General features: G+C 44.7%; 15 protein-coding genes. 6 read left to right on the top strand and 9 right to left on the bottom strand.

Annotated features, from left to right (window positions below; genetic code table 11):
- Positions 1-276: 276 nt before the first annotated feature.
- The 3 genes from MN210_RS09220 to MN210_RS09230 form a co-directional block, all read right to left on the bottom strand.
- Positions 277-1,074 (bottom strand): 3-hydroxybutyrate dehydrogenase, encoded by a 798-nt coding sequence (locus tag MN210_RS09220; protein ID WP_110816797.1) that lies wholly within the window; start codon positions 1,072-1,074, stop codon positions 277-279.
- A gap of 71 nt (positions 1,075-1,145) precedes the next feature.
- Complete coding sequence (locus MN210_RS09225) at positions 1,146-1,775, bottom strand: CoA transferase subunit B (RefSeq protein WP_011960922.1); 630 nt, start codon at positions 1,773-1,775, stop codon at positions 1,146-1,148.
- A gap of 36 nt (positions 1,776-1,811) precedes the next feature.
- On the bottom strand, positions 1,812-2,513 hold the full coding sequence (locus tag MN210_RS09230) for a CoA transferase subunit A (protein ID WP_338412096.1): 702 nt from the start codon (positions 2,511-2,513) through the stop codon (positions 1,812-1,814).
- A gap of 457 nt (positions 2,514-2,970) precedes the next feature.
- Here MN210_RS09230 and MN210_RS09235 point away from each other — a divergent pair, with 457 nt between their 5' ends.
- Positions 2,971-4,380, top strand: a complete 1,410-nt coding sequence (locus tag MN210_RS09235; protein WP_338412097.1) for a GntP family permease — start codon at positions 2,971-2,973, stop codon at positions 4,378-4,380.
- A gap of 113 nt (positions 4,381-4,493) precedes the next feature.
- Here the strand turns inward: MN210_RS09235 and MN210_RS09240 are convergent, their stop codons facing one another.
- Complete coding sequence (locus MN210_RS09240) at positions 4,494-5,834, bottom strand: short-chain fatty acid transporter (protein ID WP_155587061.1); 1,341 nt, start codon at positions 5,832-5,834, stop codon at positions 4,494-4,496.
- 315 nt (positions 5,835-6,149) lie between these two features.
- On the opposite strand from MN210_RS09240, the gene metG reads away from it, so the two are divergent.
- The 5 genes from metG (at position 6,150) to MN210_RS09265 (ending at position 12,759) form a co-directional block, all read left to right on the top strand.
- Entirely contained in the window at positions 6,150-8,243 is a 2,094-nt protein-coding gene (metG, locus tag MN210_RS09245; RefSeq protein WP_162522594.1) for a methionine--tRNA ligase, read from the top strand.
- A gap of 268 nt (positions 8,244-8,511) precedes the next feature.
- The gene (locus MN210_RS09250; RefSeq protein ID WP_110817360.1) at positions 8,512-9,519 is read left to right on the top strand and encodes an ABC transporter substrate-binding protein; all 1,008 of its coding nucleotides are present in this window, start codon (positions 8,512-8,514) and stop codon (positions 9,517-9,519) included.
- A 110-nt stretch (positions 9,520-9,629) separates the two neighbouring features.
- Entirely contained in the window at positions 9,630-10,661 is a 1,032-nt protein-coding gene (locus tag MN210_RS09255; protein ID WP_011960929.1) for an ABC transporter substrate-binding protein, read from the top strand.
- Between the two features lie 351 nt (positions 10,662-11,012).
- A complete protein-coding gene (locus MN210_RS09260) occupies positions 11,013-11,912 on the top strand; it encodes an ABC transporter permease (protein WP_011960930.1) in 900 nt (299 codons plus the stop codon).
- Between the two features lie 52 nt (positions 11,913-11,964).
- On the top strand, positions 11,965-12,759 hold the full coding sequence (locus MN210_RS09265) for an ABC transporter ATP-binding protein (RefSeq protein WP_011960931.1): 795 nt from the start codon (positions 11,965-11,967) through the stop codon (positions 12,757-12,759).
- Positions 12,760-12,864: 105 nt separating this feature from the next.
- Here the strand turns inward: MN210_RS09265 and MN210_RS09270 are convergent, their stop codons facing one another.
- The 5 genes from MN210_RS09270 to MN210_RS09290 form a co-directional block, all read right to left on the bottom strand.
- Complete coding sequence (locus tag MN210_RS09270) at positions 12,865-14,133, bottom strand: saccharopine dehydrogenase family protein (RefSeq protein WP_011960932.1); 1,269 nt, start codon at positions 14,131-14,133, stop codon at positions 12,865-12,867.
- Between the two features lie 336 nt (positions 14,134-14,469).
- Positions 14,470-15,609, bottom strand: coding sequence for a carboxynorspermidine decarboxylase (gene nspC, locus MN210_RS09275; RefSeq protein ID WP_338412098.1), 1,140 nt, complete (start codon positions 15,607-15,609; stop codon positions 14,470-14,472).
- Positions 15,610-15,729: 120 nt separating this feature from the next.
- On the bottom strand, positions 15,730-16,245 hold the full coding sequence (locus tag MN210_RS09280) for a septum formation family protein (protein ID WP_241878341.1): 516 nt from the start codon (positions 16,243-16,245) through the stop codon (positions 15,730-15,732).
- A 130-nt stretch (positions 16,246-16,375) separates the two neighbouring features.
- On the bottom strand, positions 16,376-17,620 hold the full coding sequence (locus tag MN210_RS09285; RefSeq protein ID WP_110816803.1) for a vWA domain-containing protein: 1,245 nt from the start codon (positions 17,618-17,620) through the stop codon (positions 16,376-16,378).
- Between the two features lie 72 nt (positions 17,621-17,692).
- Entirely contained in the window at positions 17,693-18,565 is an 873-nt protein-coding gene (locus MN210_RS09290) for an AAA family ATPase (RefSeq protein WP_011960936.1), read from the bottom strand.
- Positions 18,566-19,000 lie beyond the last annotated feature (435 nt).

Genomic DNA, 19,000 nt, shown 5'->3' on the forward strand with positions numbered 1-19,000 from the left:
TAACAACGTCAATAAGAAGATGGATAACAAATTAGATAAGCAAAAAAGCCAATAAAAACATATTGGCTTATGATTCAGACTAAAAATATTACTCAAGCGTAAGCAGGATAAAACTCAAGCGCTGGTATAGGTCTGTGCTAAAAATAGGAATATCAGCTCGGCGGCGGTATGAGTATCAATCAAAAAAGCTTAGCATCACCGGTAAGTATGTTACCGGTGATGCTAAGCGATTGGGCTAGGATTAGCAAGGCCTTGACTGTTAAGTTAAGCAAACGCTTAATTCATAAACCAGCCATGGCTTGCCACAATAGACTGACCGGTAAATACATTGGTCGGGAATGCAGCCAAGAACAATGCTAACTGAGCGATATCTTCAGTACTGGTAAACTCCTTATCCACGGTATTCACCAGCATAATGTCATTGACCACTTCTTCTTCGCTAATGCCCTTTTCACGCGCCTGCTCAGGAATTTGTTTTTCAACCAAAGGCGTCTTGACAAAGCCTGGGCAAATCACGTGCGAGCGCACATTGTACTGAGCACCCTCTTTTGCCAACACCCGGCACAATCCTAACAGCCCATGCTTGGCCGTCACATAAGGGGCTTTAAATAAGGAAGCTTCATGCGAGTGTACCGAGCCGGTATAAATCACTGTTCCTACTTTATCATTGCTATACATGTATTGTAGCGCCGCTTTGGTGGTCAAAAATGCCCCATCTAAATGAATAGACTGCATCTTTTTCCAATCACTAAAGCTTAGCTTATGAATGGGGTCAATAATTTGAATGCCGGCATTAGACACTAAAATATCGATACCACCAAAGTGATCCACCAACGCCTTCACCCCATCATTGACCGCAGATTCAGACGAGACATCCATGGCAAGGGCCAATGCCTTACCGCCGGCAGCCTCAATATCTTTGACGACATTTTGTGCAGCTTCAAGATTAATATCTGCTACACCGACCGCTGCGCCTGCCTTAGCATAAGTTTCGGCGATGTCTCGGCCGATACCACTGGCGGCACCAGTTACTAAAGCCACTTTGCCGGTTAAGTCCTGATTGAGTTGAGTCATCCTTGTCTGCTCCTAAGTGCTTAGAACAGCACCATCAGCTGGCGCCATTAAATTGTGTATAAAACAGTGGGTTATTGGCTAATCTTCACTGGGGTATTTTTTTGTAGCTCATCGAAACTTACCCCATCAGCCAGCTCAACTAGCTTAAGGCCGGTGTCAGTGACATCCAGTACTGCCAATTCTGTGATAATACGATCGACTACTTTTTTGCCGGTTAGTGGCAGCTGACACTCAGCTAAGATTTTGGGTTCGCCATGCTTATTGATCTGCTCCATAAGCACAATCACTCGTTGCACGCCTGCCACCAAGTCCATAGCGCCGCCCATACCTTTGACCATTTTTCCTGGAATCATCCAGTTGGCCAAATCGCCCTGCTCAGAGACTTCCATCGCGCCTAAAATAGCTAGGTTCACATGGCCGCCACGTATCATAGCAAAAGACTCTGAGCTGCCAAAGAAGCTGGCACCTGGCTTAGCCGTAACGGTTTGCTTGCCGGCATTAATCAAGTCAGGATCCACGTTCTCTTCTGTGGGAAACTCGCCAATACCCAGTAGGCCGTTCTCAGATTGTAGCCAAACATGCATACCCTCAGGGATATAGTTGGCAACCATAGTCGGCAAGCCGATACCTAAGTTAACATAAAAACCATCTTGTAGTTCTTTGGCCGCACGCTGCGCCATCTGCTCTCTTGTCCATGCCATGGTGATACTCCTTATTATTCGTTAATACTTAAGTGGCTATTTTTTTACGGTAATTTTTTCGATGCGTTTTTCTGGCGTACTATTTAATACCAGACGCTGTACAAAAATACCAGGCAGATGAATCTGATCGGCATCCAGCTCACCAATTTCAACGATCTCTTCCACTTCAGCCACTGTAATTTTGCCCGCCATGGCACAATCTGGATTAAAGTTGCGTGCGGTTTTATTAAAGATAAGATTGCCTGCTTTGTCGGCTTTTTGGGCTTTAATAAGTGACACATCAGCGGTCAGCGAATGCTCTAGAATATAGGTGCGGCCATCAAAGTCGCGAGACTCCTTGCCTTCGGCTACCTGTGTGCCCACGCCTGTGGCGGTATAAAAAGCAGGAATACCCGCGCCGCCTGCACGTAGCTTTTCAGCCAAAGTGCCTTGAGGGGTTAATTCAACTTCGAGCTCACCGCCTAAGAACTGACGTTCAAATTCTTTATTTTCACCCACATAAGAGGCGATCATTTTTTTGATTTGACGGGTCTTTAATAACAGGCCCAACCCAAAGTCATCCACGCCAGCATTATTACTAATACAGGTGAGCGCTGTGGCCCCACTGTCTCTTAATGCCAAAATAAGATTTTCTGGAATGCCGCACAATCCAAAGCCGCCAATGGCTAACGTTTGTCCGTCTTGGATGATGTCTTCTAACGCCGCTTCAGCACTGGCGTATACCTTTGATTGACTCATTATTCTCTCCCTGTTGAATCAACGTAAATGATGATGTGTACCTATATTATTTGTGCCTATAAAAGACTTTAATACCCACAGAAGCTTGCACACATTGTGGCATATATAAATGGTATAGACATTAATAGTATAGACATTAATAGTATATATTCGCAAAATCGAATATAATATTTTTTTGCTCGTAGACTGATGCTGATTTGCGCCATTGCATAGCAAGCCTGTTTGCCAAAAGGCCCGCTGTATCATTAAGCGCTAATAAGCCCATTAGTTTACTGCATTTGGTATATAGTGTACAACTGATAACCCATCTTGATGTGTCATCACTGCCCCATTTATATATAGCAACCTACTTGATATAGGGACTTATCAGTAGCACAGCCGATTAAGTCTGCTTAATTTAGCAGCTTAATGGGCTTGGTGTTTTTTTATTCATATTTAAGCCAAGGAGAAGGCGCCTATGTTTAGCACACTTGCGATTATCGTCACTTTATTATTACTGATGTTTTTTGCCTATCGTGGCTACTCAGTTTTAATCTTAGCACCCATCATGGCCGTCTTGGCGGTTTTATTATCCGGTGACTTCTTAAGCAGTATCCCTGCTTACACTGACGTATTTATGTCAGCCCTTAGTGGATTTTTATTAAAATTTTTCCCAATATTTTTATTAGGCGCTTTATTTGGTCGGCTTATTGCAGACTCTGGCGCTGCTACTGCCATCGCCAATACCGTGGTGAACAAAATGGGTAGCGACAAAGCCATTTTGTCGGTCATTATGGTCTGTGCTATTTTGACTTATGGGGGCGTCTCTTTATTCGTGGTGGCCTTCGCCATTTATCCCATCGCCAAAAACTTGTTTAAAGCGGCAGACATTCCTAAGCGCTTGATTCCAGCGGCCATTGCTTTAGGGTCATTTACTTTTACTATGACCGCACTGCCTGGTACCCCTGCCATTCAAAACGCAATCCCCATTCCCTACTACAATACCAACGTCTTTGCTGCACCTATCTTAGGTACTATAGGCGCCGCAATTATGTTTTTTGCGGGTTGGTATTGGCTACAGTTGCGTGCTAATAAAGCCAAGCTTGCTGGTGAAGGGTACGGGTCACATGATGATAATTTGGAACAAAAAGGCGATATTGATCACAGCCAAACCAGCCTAGATCATCAAATTTCTTTTACAACAGCAATTATTCCGCTCATATTGGTTATCGCTTTAAATGCGTTATTAACTTATGTGGTCTTTCCAAGCTTAGATTTTAGCGCCCTACAAGCTCAGTATCCGGATTTAAATATCCAAGGATCTCTGGGACTGTGGTCTATTATTATTGCTTTGCTTGTGGCTTGTACCGCGTTAGTGATACTGCGCATAGGACATTGGCACAACCTAAAAAAATCCATCAACCGCGGCACTTATGACTCGATGCTGCCTATTTTTAATACCGCCTCGGAAGTCGGCTATGGGGCAGTGATTGCTTCTTTGGCAGGCTTTATTATCATTCGCGATAGTATTTTGAATCTAACGCCTGACAATCCACTTATCTCTGAAGCAGTGGCGATGACGACCCTTGCAGGTATTACGGGCTCTTCTTCAGGCGGTCTAAGTATTGCACTGTCGACCTTGGGTGAGAGTTACTACAAAATGGCTTTGGCCACAGGCATTGACCCCGAGCTGATGCACCGCGTTGCAGTTATGGCCGCCGGCGGTCTAGACACCTTGCCACACAGTGGTGCGGTAATCACCCTATTGGCCATCTGTGGATTAACTCACAAACAGTCTTATCTCAATATCGCTATGGTAACCATGGGCATTCCTTTGATCGCTACCACAGTGGTGATTGTATTAGGTACTTTGTTTGGCTCTTTTTAAGATAATCTGCTTAAGCCCTCTTAATGAATGAAAAAAACTATCAAACCAAAAAATCCCCACATAGCGACTATGTGGGGATTTTGTTATGTGAGGGTAGTTATGGCTAAAGCCGTTTATACCAATAACCAAAAACCCCCCGTAATAATAGCGCCTGAGACCGCTAGGATAATCAGACAGTAGCCCATAATGGCTCTGGCATCTAATCCTGCGATACCCAGCAGTGGCAGTGCCCAAAAGGGCTGAATCATATTGGTCCAAGCATCGCCCCAAGCAATCGCCATGGCGGTCACACTTGGACTGACATTCAACGCCAAGCCTGCTGGCATCATCACTGGCCCTTGTACCGCAAACTGACCGCCGCCTGAGGGTACAAAGATGTTTACCAAGCCTGCACTTAAAAAGGCAAAGACAGGAAAGCTATCGGCTGTGGCATTATTCACAAAAAACTCAGTCACTTCACTACTGATAGACACCCCATCGGCATTGGCACCCGTCATAATCCCCATAATACCGCCATAGAATGGGAACAACAAAACGATACCGGCAATACCCCCAATACCTGATTTCACTGCACGGTAATAACGCTCAAGGGTACCATGCGCCATCAGTCCAATAAATAAAAACAGACCGATAACAATATCTAATCCTAAGTTAAAGCCATTGGTCGAAAAGTAATTGATGTAATACATCAGTGCTAGCAGCAGTAAGATGATGGCCACCACGCGGCTGTCATCTAATTTTTGAGCCGGTGTATTAGTTTCAGGGGCTACATAAGCCTCTATTTTAATGAGCGCCGGATCTACTGTGGTCGGATTTTTTGGGTGCATCATGCGGTTGACTATTGGCAATACCACAATTAAAGCGGCCAAAATAATAAGATTATATGAAGCAAAAATCGTCTGTGATAAAGGAATTGCTTCGGTTAATACCCCACCTGAGAGCGTCTGCAAGTTATCGCCGCCTGTACTTAAGGTTAAGGGAATAGATCCTGAGAAGCCGCCATGCCAAATCACAAAACCAGAATAAGCCGCTGCCACCAATAAGGGATAATCCACATTAGGCACCTTTCTGGCCAAAGACTTGGCAAAAATAGCCCCGACCACCAGACCAAAACCCCAGTTAATCCATGAGCCTGCCAGTCCCACCAACGTTGAGATGACAATGGCTGTGGTCGGTGAGGTAACCTTTGAGGCCAGACTGTCTAAAAAACGTTGAATGATGGGCGCATTGGCAAAAGCGTAACCGGTAACCAACACCAGTGCCATCTGCATAGCAAAGCTGTGTAACGACCACAGACCACCGCCCCAGTGTCCCGCCATGGTCAGCACATCTTGTCCGGTCAATAAGACACCACCCAAAAAGGCAATCAGGGTTAATACAATTGAGAAAACAAAAGGAGAGGGTAAATAGCGATTAACCAGCTGAACGCTGGCATTGGTAAGCATCTGAAACATGACTAACTTCCTTGTGCTAAGTAAAGATAAGAACTTATAGTGGGGTCCATCCCTACTTAATGTTATGAGAAATAGGCGGCGTATGGTAGCGCAAATTTTAGATATTGAGAATAATTTTTATTAAAACTGGGGCTGTTTTTTGCCCAGCCCTTGAATCACAAACACTATAGAGGCATCAGCGTATGTGATAAAACCAGTGAATATAAAATTCATCCCGAGGTAAATTCCCATTTTTATGCCATTTGCGGTATCATAGGCGCACATTTTATATTCTGATAATCCTCTTAAAATCAACAAACTTAAATAGGTGATTTTGTGCGTCAAATACTCGTAACCAGTGCCCTGCCCTATGCCAATGGCCCTATTCACTTAGGACATTTGGTGGAATACATTCAAACTGACATTTGGGTACGAGCGATGAAGGCTCAAGGCCATCAAGTCACCTACGTTTGTGCCGATGACGCTCACGGCACCGCCATTATGCTAAAAGCTGAAGCCAATGGGGTCACGCCAGAGCAGCAAATCGCCACTGTAAAAGCCTCTCACGAAGCAGATTTTAGTAAATTTTTAATTGGTTTTGACAACTACCACTCTACTCACTCTGAAGAAAACCGTGAGCTATCTGAGTTAATTTATCGCCGTCTAAATGGTGAAGGTCATATCTCAACCAAAGATGTTGAGCAATTATTTGATCCAGAAAAAGGCTTATTTTTAGCCGACCGTTTCGTGAAAGGCGAATGCCCAGAATGTGGGGCTCAAGACCAATATGGTGATAACTGTGAAGTGTGCGGCACCACTTACAATGCCACTGAACTTAAAAACCCGTATTCGACCTTATCGGGTGCAACCCCTGTATTAAGAACCTCAAAACACTACTTCTTTAACCTGCCTGAATTTGAGAGCTTCTTAAAACAGTGGACCAAAGATGAGGGACGTTTACAGCCCTCAGTTTCTAACAAGCTTCAGGAGTGGTTTGAAGCCGGCCTTGCCAGCTGGGACATCTCACGTGATGCGCCCTATTTCGGCTTCAAAATCCCAGACACGCCAGAGGGTGAGCCGGATAAATACTTTTATGTGTGGCTAGATGCCCCTGTGGGCTATATGGCCAGTTTTAAAAACCTATGCAAACAGCGTCAAGGCTCCACTGATCCACAACAACCAGAATTGAGCTTCGATGATTATTGGTTACAAGAAAATCAGCATAAAACTGAGCTGTATCATTTCATCGGCAAAGACATTGTTTATTTCCACGCTTTATTTTGGCCCGCCATGCTGGCCGGCAGTGAATACCGTACCCCAACGGGGGTGTTCGCTCACGGCTTCTTAATGGTCAATGGCGATAAAATGAGCAAATCTCGCGGCACCTTTATCCAAGCCGAAACCTTTGCCAAACATTTAAACCCTGAGTATCTACGTTATTATTTCGCCAGCAAACTGTCTGAGAAAGTTGAAGACATTAATCTAGACTTTGCAGATTTTATGCAAAAGGTGAACTCAGACATGGTCGGTAAAGTGGTGAATATTGCCAGCCGTAGCGCCGGTTTTATTGCCAAAAAATATGATGGCATGCTCTCAGACAGCTGTGCTGAGCCTGAGTTATTAAATGAGATTGTGCGCGCTGGTGAAGAGATTGCTACGGCTTATGAAAATCGTGAGTTTAGCCGTGCCATGCGCCTGATCATGCAGTGCGCAGACAAGGCTAACGAATATATCGACAGCAAAAAGCCTTGGGCAATGGCCAAAGAAGAAGGCCGTGAACAAGAGGTTCAGGATGTATGTACGGTTGCTATCAATATTTTCCGTCAATTGATGGTGTATTTGGCGCCTGTGTTACCAGAGCTTACAGACAATGCCAAAGCCTTCTTAAATATTGATGACTTAAGCTTTGCCAGCCGCCATGAGTTATTGCTAGGTCATAAAATCAATAAGTTTAAGCCGTTAATGCAGCGTATTGAACAGGCTCAAATTGATGCTATGGTGGCAGACTCCAAACAAGACTTGTTGGCAACACCAACTGCTCAGGCCGATAACGTAGCTAAAGCAGCTCAAGCGTCAGAAACTAATGATCAGCAAGACAGCGACTACATAGAGTTTGATGACTTTATGAAAGTTGAAATGACGGTGGCTCAAGTACTTGAATGTAATCATGTTGAGGGTGCAGACAAGCTACTGCAGTTCACATTAGACATCGGCAAAGAGCAGCCCATTAATGTCTTTAGTGGCATTCGTAAATTCTATGAACCTGAGCAACTGGCCAACAAAAAAGTGATCTGTGTCACTAATCTTGCCCCGCGCAAAATGAAATTTGGGGTGTCAGAAGGTATGATCTTATCATCAGGTGATCCAAAAACAGGACTGGTGGTCATCACGCTACCTGACGAGTGTAAAGTGGGCGATAAATTGGCTTAAGCCTTTTTAAGATAAGTGCCTCTTTATCATAAAAGCCGATGTTGTTAACATCGGCTTTTATATTATTTATATTTTATTTAGCTAGTTTTTTTATTTCCCACTTATGTTACATTATTGTAATATAGCCTTACACTGTTAAACCCCAATGGATTCGTAAATACTTATGCAGTCAAATTATTCCTCCTCTTTGCCTTATCGCAGCGCTGCTGCCACTCTTAATGCTCAACCAAAAAGCAACAAAGTTTGGCAAGGCTTATTGGCTTTGGGTATGGGCTTAAGCTTAGCTGCACTAAGTGGCTGCTCGGATGCCGATCAAGCGCAGCAAGAGCCTGTCGCTGATGCGCCTGCCAAAGAAGCCAAGACCATAGCCATTACTCAAATCGTTGAGCATCCCTCACTTGATGAGATTCGCCGCGGCATTACTGAAGAGTTGGCCGCCAATGATTATGTGGAAGGTAAAAACTTAACGGTGAATTTCCAAAGCGCACAAGGCAATACCGCCACCGCCGGTCAGATTGCCAAGCAGTTCGCCGGTGATATGCCAGATGCCATTGTGGCCATTTCTACCCCATCGGCACAAACTGTGGTGGCCTCTACTAAGAATATTCCGGTTATTTATACCGCCATCTCTGATCCTTTGGCCGCCAAACTAATTAATGAAAATAACGTACCGACCCAGCCGAATGTCACCGGTTTATCCAGTCAGCTGCCTATCGAGCCACCGCTGGATTTAATCCAGAAGATTGTGCCACAGGCTAAGACCATTGGTTATGTATACAGCCCTGGGGAGGCCAACTCAGTCACGGTATTAAAGCAGCTACAAGCTGCCGCACCGGCTCGGGGTCTAAAAATATTAGAGGTGACTGCCAACCGTCCTAATGATGTGGCTATGGCAACCCGTAGCTTACAAGGCCGTGTCGATGTGATTTATACCTCACTTGATAACAATGTCATTAGTGCTTTTGAAGCCATGGCCGGCGCTGCTAATGAGATGAAAATCCCAGTTATTACCTCAGATGAGTTCAGTGTGCGCCGCGGTGCCACAGCAGCTTTAGGTGTTAATGACTATGATTTTGGCCGCGTGACCGGCAAGATGGTATACCGCGTGCTAAACGGTGAAGCGATTACCGATATCAAGCCTGAGGTAATGAACAAGCTAACTTTGTATGTCAGCCCAAAACATGCCCAACAGCAAGGGGTCAGCTTAGATCCCTCTATCTTAAAAGGGGCAGTTAACGTGGATGAGACCAAACCCAGTACTGAGCCCAATAAATAAACAATTGCCCTTAACTATTTAGGCAATGCTGAAGCAAACAGCAGATTTACCAGCAAACACGTCTTATAAATGGACCTTTATAAGAGCATTTTATTTTAGGAGATACACCCATGTTCAACCCCAATCGTTTTGTTAAGACCCTTATGTGGGGCGGTGTTGCTACCGCTATTTTAGCGGGTTGTAACCAGCAGCCGAGTACAGATACCGCCGCGCAAAGCAGCGATGACACCAAAGCTGGTACCTCAAGCGAAGTCAAGCACGTGGCCATTACCGCCATTGTTGAGCATCCTGCACTAGATGCTGTGCGTCAAGGGGTTGTTGAGGAGCTTGCCGAAGAAGGATTTGTGGAAGGCAAAAATCTTGAGATTAACTTCCAAAGTGCCCAAGGCAACACCGCCACCGCCGGTCAGATTGCCAAACAATTTGTCGGCGACAACCCCGATGTTATCGTGGCCATTGCAACCCCATCTGCCCAGTCTGTGGCCGCAGCAACCAATACCATTCCTTTGGTATTCTCGGCGGTGACCGATCCTGTAGAAGCCAAGCTATTAAAAAGCATGGATGGCTCTGGCACTAACGTAACGGGCGCCTCTGATGCCCTACCCTACGCGCCGCAAATTGACTTGATGAAGCAGATTATTCCTAGCCTAAAAAATGTCGGCTACGTATACAGCCCTGGTGAAGTCAACTCTACGGTCATCTTAAAGAATCTACAAGAACAGCTACAGCCTATGGGCATCACTGTGCACTCAGCACCAGCACAAAAAAGTAATGACATCGCTATGGCAGCTCGCAGTATTGCTGACAAAGTAGACGTTATCTATACCTCAACTGACAACAACGTTGTATCCGCTTACGAGTCGCTATATCAAGTGGCCAAAGAAAGCAAAGTACCATTAATCGCCTCTGATACCAGCTCGGTTGAGCGTGGCGCCATTGCCGCCTTAGGCGTGAACTATCATGACTTAGGTCGTGAAACTGGTAAAATCGTCGGCCGTATCTTAAAGGGTGAAAAACCAGGTGATATTCCTGTGTATACCCCAACTTCTTTAGACTTATATGTCAGCCCCACTCACGCTAAAGAGCAAGGCATTGAGCTGTCAAAAGAAGTGATGGACCAAGCCAAAGAAGTGGTTAAATAGACCGTTTTAGGGCAAAAATATTGAGTCAGTCAAATAAAAGGCACATGATCTTCATGTGCTTTTTAGATTGTTTAAATTTGGCGTTATTTGCTAGAATAAATCTTTTTTGGCCAGATGACTATTTATTGCCTAGGTAGTGGTCTTATATTACTGGTGAGTGTTTTGCTGACAATTCAAGAATTACGCAGCCCTAAGACTCATCGGTTTACCCTAATTGCAGATTATTTAATCTGTTAAATCCACTTTGGCTAACTGTCTATTGACTGTGCTGGTATATTATTTTATTTAAGTGTTGCCAGCTCACACAATCAATAGTAGCAAGCTGAACACTAAGCGGTGGCTTAATCTCTTATGTCTCTCATTGCTTTTTTTGGTGCTCTTGAAAGTGGCCTCATCTATGCCTTAGTGGCTTTAGGTGTCCTACTTTCTTTTCGAACCCTAGATTTCCCAGATTTGACAGCAGATGGTAGCTTCCCGCTGGGTGGCGCGATTGCTGGTATCTCTATTGTGTCTGGTATAGACCCCTGGATTGCTTGTGGTTTGGGTATGCTCGCTGGTGCAGCCGCTGGTGTGGTCACTGCTTTTTTACACGTGAAGTTGGGAATTTTGCAGCTTTTGGCCAGTATTTTGGTCATGGTCGCTTTGTACTCAGTCAACCTACGTATTATGGGTGCCCCTAACCTACCTTTGCTGGGTGAGCAAACGGTATTTAGCACTTTGGTGACCAATGAAAATGGATACTGGATGCGCTGCTTGATTATCGGGGCGGTGGTATTGGTGGCCAAGCTAATTCTAGACTGGTTCTTTAGTACAGAAGCCGGTCTTTCGATGCGCGCTACTGGATCAAACCTACGTATGGCACAGGCTCAAGGTATTAATACCTCATGGATGACGGTCATTGGTATGGCCATCTCCAACGCCTTGATTGCTTTGGGCGGCGCACTATTTGTGCAGACCCAAGGCGGCGCTGATATCTCTATTGGTATTGGTACCATTGTTATTGGTCTGGCTGCGGTTATTATTGGTGAGACCATTATCCCCGCTAAGCGTATTTGGCTAATTACCCTTGCGGTTATTTTAGGTGCGGTTATCTATAAGCTATTTATTCAGGTGGCTTTATCGAGCAGTACCTTACGCAGTATTGGCTTTGGCTCGCAAGACTTGAACTTAATCACAGCGTTATTGGTGGTCATTGCTCTACAACTGCCATCCATTAAGTCAAAACTGTTGTCCGGTCGCCGTAGCAGCTAACCTTTATTAACCATTTAATTCAGACCCTCTGAAATAAGAAGGATATCGCCTTATGATGCAAGCCAATGACCTACGACTGACCTTTAACCGAGGTACTCCGATAGAAAACCCTGCGCTGCGTGGCATTAGCTTAAACATCGCTGAAGGCGAGTTTGTGACCGTAATTGGCACCAACGGCGCAGGCAAATCTACCTTTTTGAACGCAGTAAGCGGCACCACCCGTGTTGATAGCGGCTCAATCTTATTAAACGGTGTTGATGTCACCAAAAAAAGTGCGCACCAAAGAGCGCACTGGGTGGCTCGGGTATTCCAAGACCCTATGGCCGGTACTTGTGAAGCACTAACCATTGAAGAAAACCTTGCGTTAGCCTATAAACGCGGTGGTAAACGTGGTTTAAGCTTTGCGCTTAATAATAAAAACCGTGATTTGTTCCGTGAAAAGCTGTCTATCCTAAAGCTGGGACTTGAAAACCGCTTAACCGATAGAATGGGGTTATTATCAGGGGGTCAACGTCAAGCAGTCAGTCTGCTTATGGCCTCATTACAGCCCTCAAAAATCTTATTACTTGATGAACATACCGCAGCTTTAGACCCCAAAACTGCCGCTTTTGTCTTGGAGCTGACCGATAAGATTGTCACAGACAACAATCTGACCACCATGATGGTCACCCACTCCATGCAGCAAGCCTTAACCCACGGCGATCGCACCGTGATGCTGCACCAAGGCCAAGTGGTATTAGATGTCTCCGGTGATGTACGACAAGGTATGACTGTGCATGATCTATTAGATATGTTTGAGCAAACTCGGGGCGAAAAGGTAGAGGATGACAGCCTGATTTTAAGCTAATTTCTCACGACTGACGAGCAGCTCATGCCGTTACAAACCTAAAAAACCCGCCTCAAGTTGAGGCGGGTTTTTAGTTAATAGCACGGTATAGATAGCAACTAAAGCTTAAATATCAAACTCTAAAGCACGGTCGCCTTTATCATCTTGAATGCGTGTTGGCAGACCAATATTGTTCAATAGATTAATAAAGGGTTTAACATCAAGCTCTTCAACGTTTGCCATGTGCCCCACATCCCACTCACCAGTGGCCACTAGCATGGCAGCTGCAACAGGTGGCACGCCTGCGGTGTAAGAGATACCTTGGCTACCCACTTCGTTGTAGGCTTCTTTGTGATCAGAGACGTTGTAGATAAAGATCTCAGTGTCTACACCATTGATTTTACCCTTCACTTTATCACCAATACAGGTTTTGCCTGTATAGTTTGGTGCCAGTGAACTTGGGTCAGGCAGAACAGCTTTTACCACTTTAAGTGGCACCACTTCTTGACCCTCAGCCGTTACTACTGGCTGCTCTGATAACAAACCTAGGTTTTGTAGTACGGTGAATACATTAATGTAATGGTCACCAAAGCCCATCCAAAAGCGAATGTTTGGCACATCTAGGTTGGCAGATAAAGAGTGGATTTCGTCATGGCCACTTAAATAACTGTTTTGCTCACCCACCACAGGCAAGTCATCGGTACGTTTTACCTCAAACATTTTATTTGATTGCCACTGGCTGTTTTGCCAAGAATACACCGTACCGGTAAACTCACGGAAGTTAATCTCTGGATCAAAGTTGGTGGCGAAGTATTTGCCATGGCTACCGGCGTTGATATCAATGATATCGATATCAGTTACTGAGCCTTTGTCCATCATATCGTAGCCGGCACGGGCATAAGCATTGACCACACCTGGATCGAAGCCTGCCCCTAAGATGGCAGTAATGTTATTGGCTGCACAGCGCTCTTTGCGCTTCCACTCGTAGTTGCCATACCATGGCGGGGTCTCACAAATCTTGCGAGGGTCTTCATGAATGGCCGTGTCAATATAAGCTGCACCGGTGTTAATACAAGCTTCAAGTACCGTCATGTTAACAAAGGCTGAGCCCACGTTAATCACAATCTGAGCACCTGTTTGGTTAATTAACTCAGCAACCGCTTCAGAATCCATGGCATCTACAGCATGTGTATGCAGTGTCGCTGGCTGATTAAAGCTGTTCTTTTCTACCACGCTGGCTGCGATGTCATCACATTTTTGTTTGGTGCGTGAAGCGATATGTAACTCCCCAAGCACATCATTATGCATGGCACATTTGTGAGCCACAACTTGGGCTACGCCGCCTGCGCCGATGATTAGAACGTTGCGTTTGGGGGTTTGAGTGTTAGTAGTCAATCTGGAAATCCTCCTTAGTGGGTCAACTTAATGATTAATGTGTTGACGCCGTGAGTGTTGTGCGTGAATTAAAAAGGAAGAATTGGGAAAACCCACGCACCCGAAATTACTTTAGTCAAACTTTTTGGTGCGCTTAGCACGCTTTACTACAATGACACCCAGCGCGATAATCAGTCCAAAAAGTTCTGGTACTAAAAACCGAGCATTATAATGTCAAATGTCTAAATTTGCGACAGTCATTTACGTCATTTATAGACAAATAAGTAAGCTCACTTACTAGGCTTGTCTTAACGAAAATGACCATCGCAGTTTTGGGGTAATGGATAAGCTGATAGATTAAGATAGACTGGCTTTAAAGTCTTCATAACCAAAGGTTTTTTGGACTGTAAGCTCACCTTGCTCATCACAAATAACAATGGCTGGCATCGCCACACCATTAAACCAGTTTTTCTTAACCATAGTGTAGCCCGCTGCATTGCCAAAAGATACCTTATCGCCAATAGTTAACGGCTTATCTAGCGCATATTCACCAAAGATATCACCGGCTAAGCAAGATTTACCATAAATAATGGTGCTGTCATCGCTTTGCTGCGAGGTAATTTGGCACGCTTCGTCGTTAATCTGTACCAAAGGCGCAGTCTCACGATAAATCAATAAGTCGAGCATATGTGCTTCAATAGATGCATCCACCACGGCCAGTGGCTTACCATTATGCAGCGTATCTAGCACGGTGGTAACCAATTTAGCAGCATTATGAATACAGGCCTCGCCTGGCTCTAAATACACTTGTACGCCGTATTTTTCACTAAAGCTCTTCAAGCGCTGCGCCAACTTCTCTAGCGGATAATCTGGGGCAATAAAATGAATACCACCGCCTAGACTGACCCATTCAAGCTGATAAAACAGCTCCCCAAACTTAGCTTCAATATCAGCCAGACTGTCACTAAACGCCTCAAAGCTGTTATTTTCACAATTATTATGGATCATAACCCCAGTGATGTCGTCAATAACCGGCTTGATTTTTTCGATATCATGCTCACCCAGACGGCTAAAAGGACGTGCTGGATCGGCAATAATAAATGAAGAATTGCTGGTTTTTGGGTTAATACGCAAACCCACAGGAATGCTTTGAGCTTTGGCTTTGTCTTTAAAGGCATGCAGCTGATTGAATGAGTTAAAGATGATTTTGTCGGCATAGGTTAACACCTCATCAATCTCATCTGCACTATAAGCGACACTATAAGCATGCGTCTCTTTATCCTCACCAAACTCTTCTTTGCCCAAGCGCACCTCATTTAAAGATGATGAGGTGGTGCCATGTAGATAAGGCGTCATCTCATCGAACACCCCCCAAGTGGCAAAGCATTTTAAAGCCAATAAAGCCTTAGCACCCGACAGATCACACAGACGCTGTACAATTTGTAGATTTTGCTTCAAGGCAGCAATATCAATTTGATAGTAAGGGGTTTTAAGCATATTTTTTCCCAAATAAAGTAAAAATAGTTAAAAAGTAGACCTATGAGGAGAAGCCCCTCAGTAATAACTTAAGCTGACTATATGCCGTCAAAGTTTGCAAATTCAAACTTAAACGGTTAATTATTTTTTGATGCCTTTTAGCGGATAATCTAATTTATCAGCCTCAGGATGAAACGCATAGCATATCGCCTGTTTGTGACCCTGCTCCCAGCTCTCAGATGTGGGAAATAACACCGACATCTCATAAAATGACTTTTGGTACTCTTTACCGATATAGTCCTTAAACTCATCTTCACAGATATCTAGCATGTCCTCAAAGAACTCAGGCGTCTCTAAGCGGGCCTGAGCAGTGGCGGGCAAAGCATGGATATAATACACCTCATTGTCATGGGCGGCGTCACAGGCTAATGACTCAATCGCCAGATTGGTAATCGATGAGCCAGCGTCCTCATTAACCTCAGTATCCTCAGGGCTGGCATCATTAAAGCACATCCCTGCGAATATCTCATCAGCACCGTGTTCAACCGGTTTACTGTCTTTAGCCTTGGTACATCCTGTGGCCAAAGCCATCATCACTAAACTCAGCGCAACAGATTTAATAGACAGCCTACGCGGGTCTATAGACAACTTGATCAATTTATCTCCTTAAAATATCAATAAGTAATGACACCGCTGCATACGCTGTCAGATGAATAATGGTTTTAGTGTTTATTTAGTTTAAAAATAAATAGCTCGCTTATAAACGCCAGTTGCTCAGACTAAAAAATTACCGCGCCAAATACTCGGTCATCTCCTCTACCCCGTGTAGGCTCATGGGGTACATATGACCTTGCATCAGCTTTTTAATTTCGCCTATGGTGTGGGTGTAGTCCCAATAGGCAGCATCTTCAGGATTGAGCCACGCCACCTTATCAAAGTGATCGGTCACTCTTTTGAGCCAAACTGCACCCGGCTCAGCATTCATATACTCCACACTACCGCCAACAGAAAACAGCTCATAAGGCGACATAGAGGCATCGCCAACGAAGATAACTCGGTATTCGCGGCCATATTTTTGCAGCAGCTCCATGGTTGGGGTACGCTCTGCATGCCGGCGCTGATTGTTTTTCCATACATAGTCATAAAGACAGTTGTGGAAGTAGAAAAACTCTAAGGTTTTAAACTCGTTTTTGGCCGCTGAGAACAGCTTCTCAAGCGCTTCAATGTGTATGTCCATGCTACCCCCCACGTCGAATAGCATCAGCACTTTGACCCTATTACGGCGCTCCGGCTGCATATGGATATCAAGCACTCCTTTTTTGGCCGTCCGCTTGATGGTCTCTTTGATATCTAGCTCATCGGCACTGCCGGTACGAGCGAATTGACGCAGATTGCGCAGCGCCATCTGCAACTGACGGGTACCCAGCAGCTTATCATCGTCAAGGTCGCGGTATTTGCGCTGCTCCCATACTTTAACAGCGCTACGCTTACGAGACTCACCGCCAACCCGTACCCCTTCAGGGTGGTCGCCATAAGCACCAAAAGGAGAGCTGCCTCCAGTGCCGACCCATTTGCTGCCACCTTGATGACGCTCTTTTTGCTCTTTTAAGCGCTCCTCTAACGCCTTCATCAGCTCCTCAAGCGAGCCGTATTTTTTGAGCAGGCGTCGCTGCTCTTCGGTCAAGTTTTTTGGATCAAGCTTAAGATCAAGCCACTCTTGAGGAATGTCGGTCAATTTTGCCATCAGCTCATCGATGTCCAGACTATCAACGCCCTCGAAATAATCGGCCATGGCACGGTCAAATTTATCAAAATGACGCTCATCTTTGACCATACACAGCTTAATAAGCCGGTACATATCCTCACGACTAGCAAAGTACCACAGGTCTTTATCCTCAGGAAACTGTTTAGATAGTTCAGGATGCGGCTGACGCATTAATCCCTTATCAAGCGCCGCATTTAAGTCAAGCAGCTCACGGGTACTGACCGGCACCCCATAAGTGCGCAAGGTATAAAACAGTTTTACAAACATATCAGCCTAACCTTTTTTTATGACACCGATTCGATACTTTTAAGCTTATACATAAGCCGCCATCTTCCATCATTAGCGGCGCATCATATTGGCGAAGCGCTGTAATAAGGTAATGTCCGCTTCATTTTTTAACAAGGCGCCATACAGAGGTGGAATTGATTTTTCGCCGCGTAAGTTTTCCTCAAGCTCTTCTTGTGCCATGTCATCAGCCAATAACAAGGTCAACCAGTCCACCAGCTCAGACGTTGAGGGCGGCTTTTTAAGACCTTGAAGATTGCGCAGCTTATAGAAGATATCTAATGCATCATTGACCAGCTTTTCTTGAATATTGGGAAAATGCACATCGATGATTTGACGCATGGTTTGCTCTTCTGGGAAGTCAATATAATGGAAAAAGCAGCGACGTAAAAAAGCATCTGGCAGTTCTTTTTCGTTGTTTGAGGTGATAATCACAACAGGGCGTTTATCAGCGGTGATGGTTTCTCCTGTCTCATAAACATAAAAAGACATCTTATCTAGCTCATGCAGCAAGTCGTTTGGGAACTCAATATCGGCCTTGTCAATCTCATCGATTAATAACACACTGCGCTCATCTGAGGTAAAGGCTTCCCATAATTTACCAGGTTTAATGTAGTTATTGATGTCATACACTCTATCATCGCCCAATTGCGAATCACGCAGACGCGATACCGCATCGTACTCATACAGCCCCTGCTCAGCCTTGGTGGTCGACTTGATATGCCAAGTAATAAGCGGCATGCCCAAGCTTGCGGCCACCTCTTCTGCCAATAAAGTCTTACCTGTGCCCGGCTCGCCTTTAATCAGCAGTGGCTTTTGCAAAGTAATGGCTGCATTCACGGCCAACTGTAGGTCGTCAGTGGCGATATAGCTTTGGGTGCCGGTAAACTGAGTATTTTTTGTTTGATTAAGATTAGATTGGGTCATAATAAGTCTCTTCTCACTAAAGATAAGGTGGATGTTGTAATAAATAACAAGGGGTAGCCATTAGGTTTGAGCACTATTTTTAGAGCTTAGCGCATGTTTATGCATATTTTAAACATCATATCAGTCGCTAATGTTAACCAAGCTTAATTGGATTTAATGAGGTTTAACTAAGCTCAATTAGGCTGCGTGTTTTATTGACTGATTTTGCTGATAAATAGTTGCTCACTAACCATAGCGAATAAGAGGAAGATTGCGGCAATTGTCATGTGTCTGTCATGTATCATGGCTAAGCGAGATTAGCGCAATCTAAATTGTGAGGGGCTAAGACCGGTAATAGGCAAACAATACCTTGTTTACCCACCCGCCTTGCTCATTGTCTGTTGTTATTAAGGCCGGCTTTACTTTTAAGGGTTTAATAGCGTGTGCCTAATACGT

The organism is Psychrobacter raelei (genome assembly GCF_022631235.3).
GTDB lineage: Bacteria > Pseudomonadota > Gammaproteobacteria > Pseudomonadales > Moraxellaceae > Psychrobacter > Psychrobacter raelei.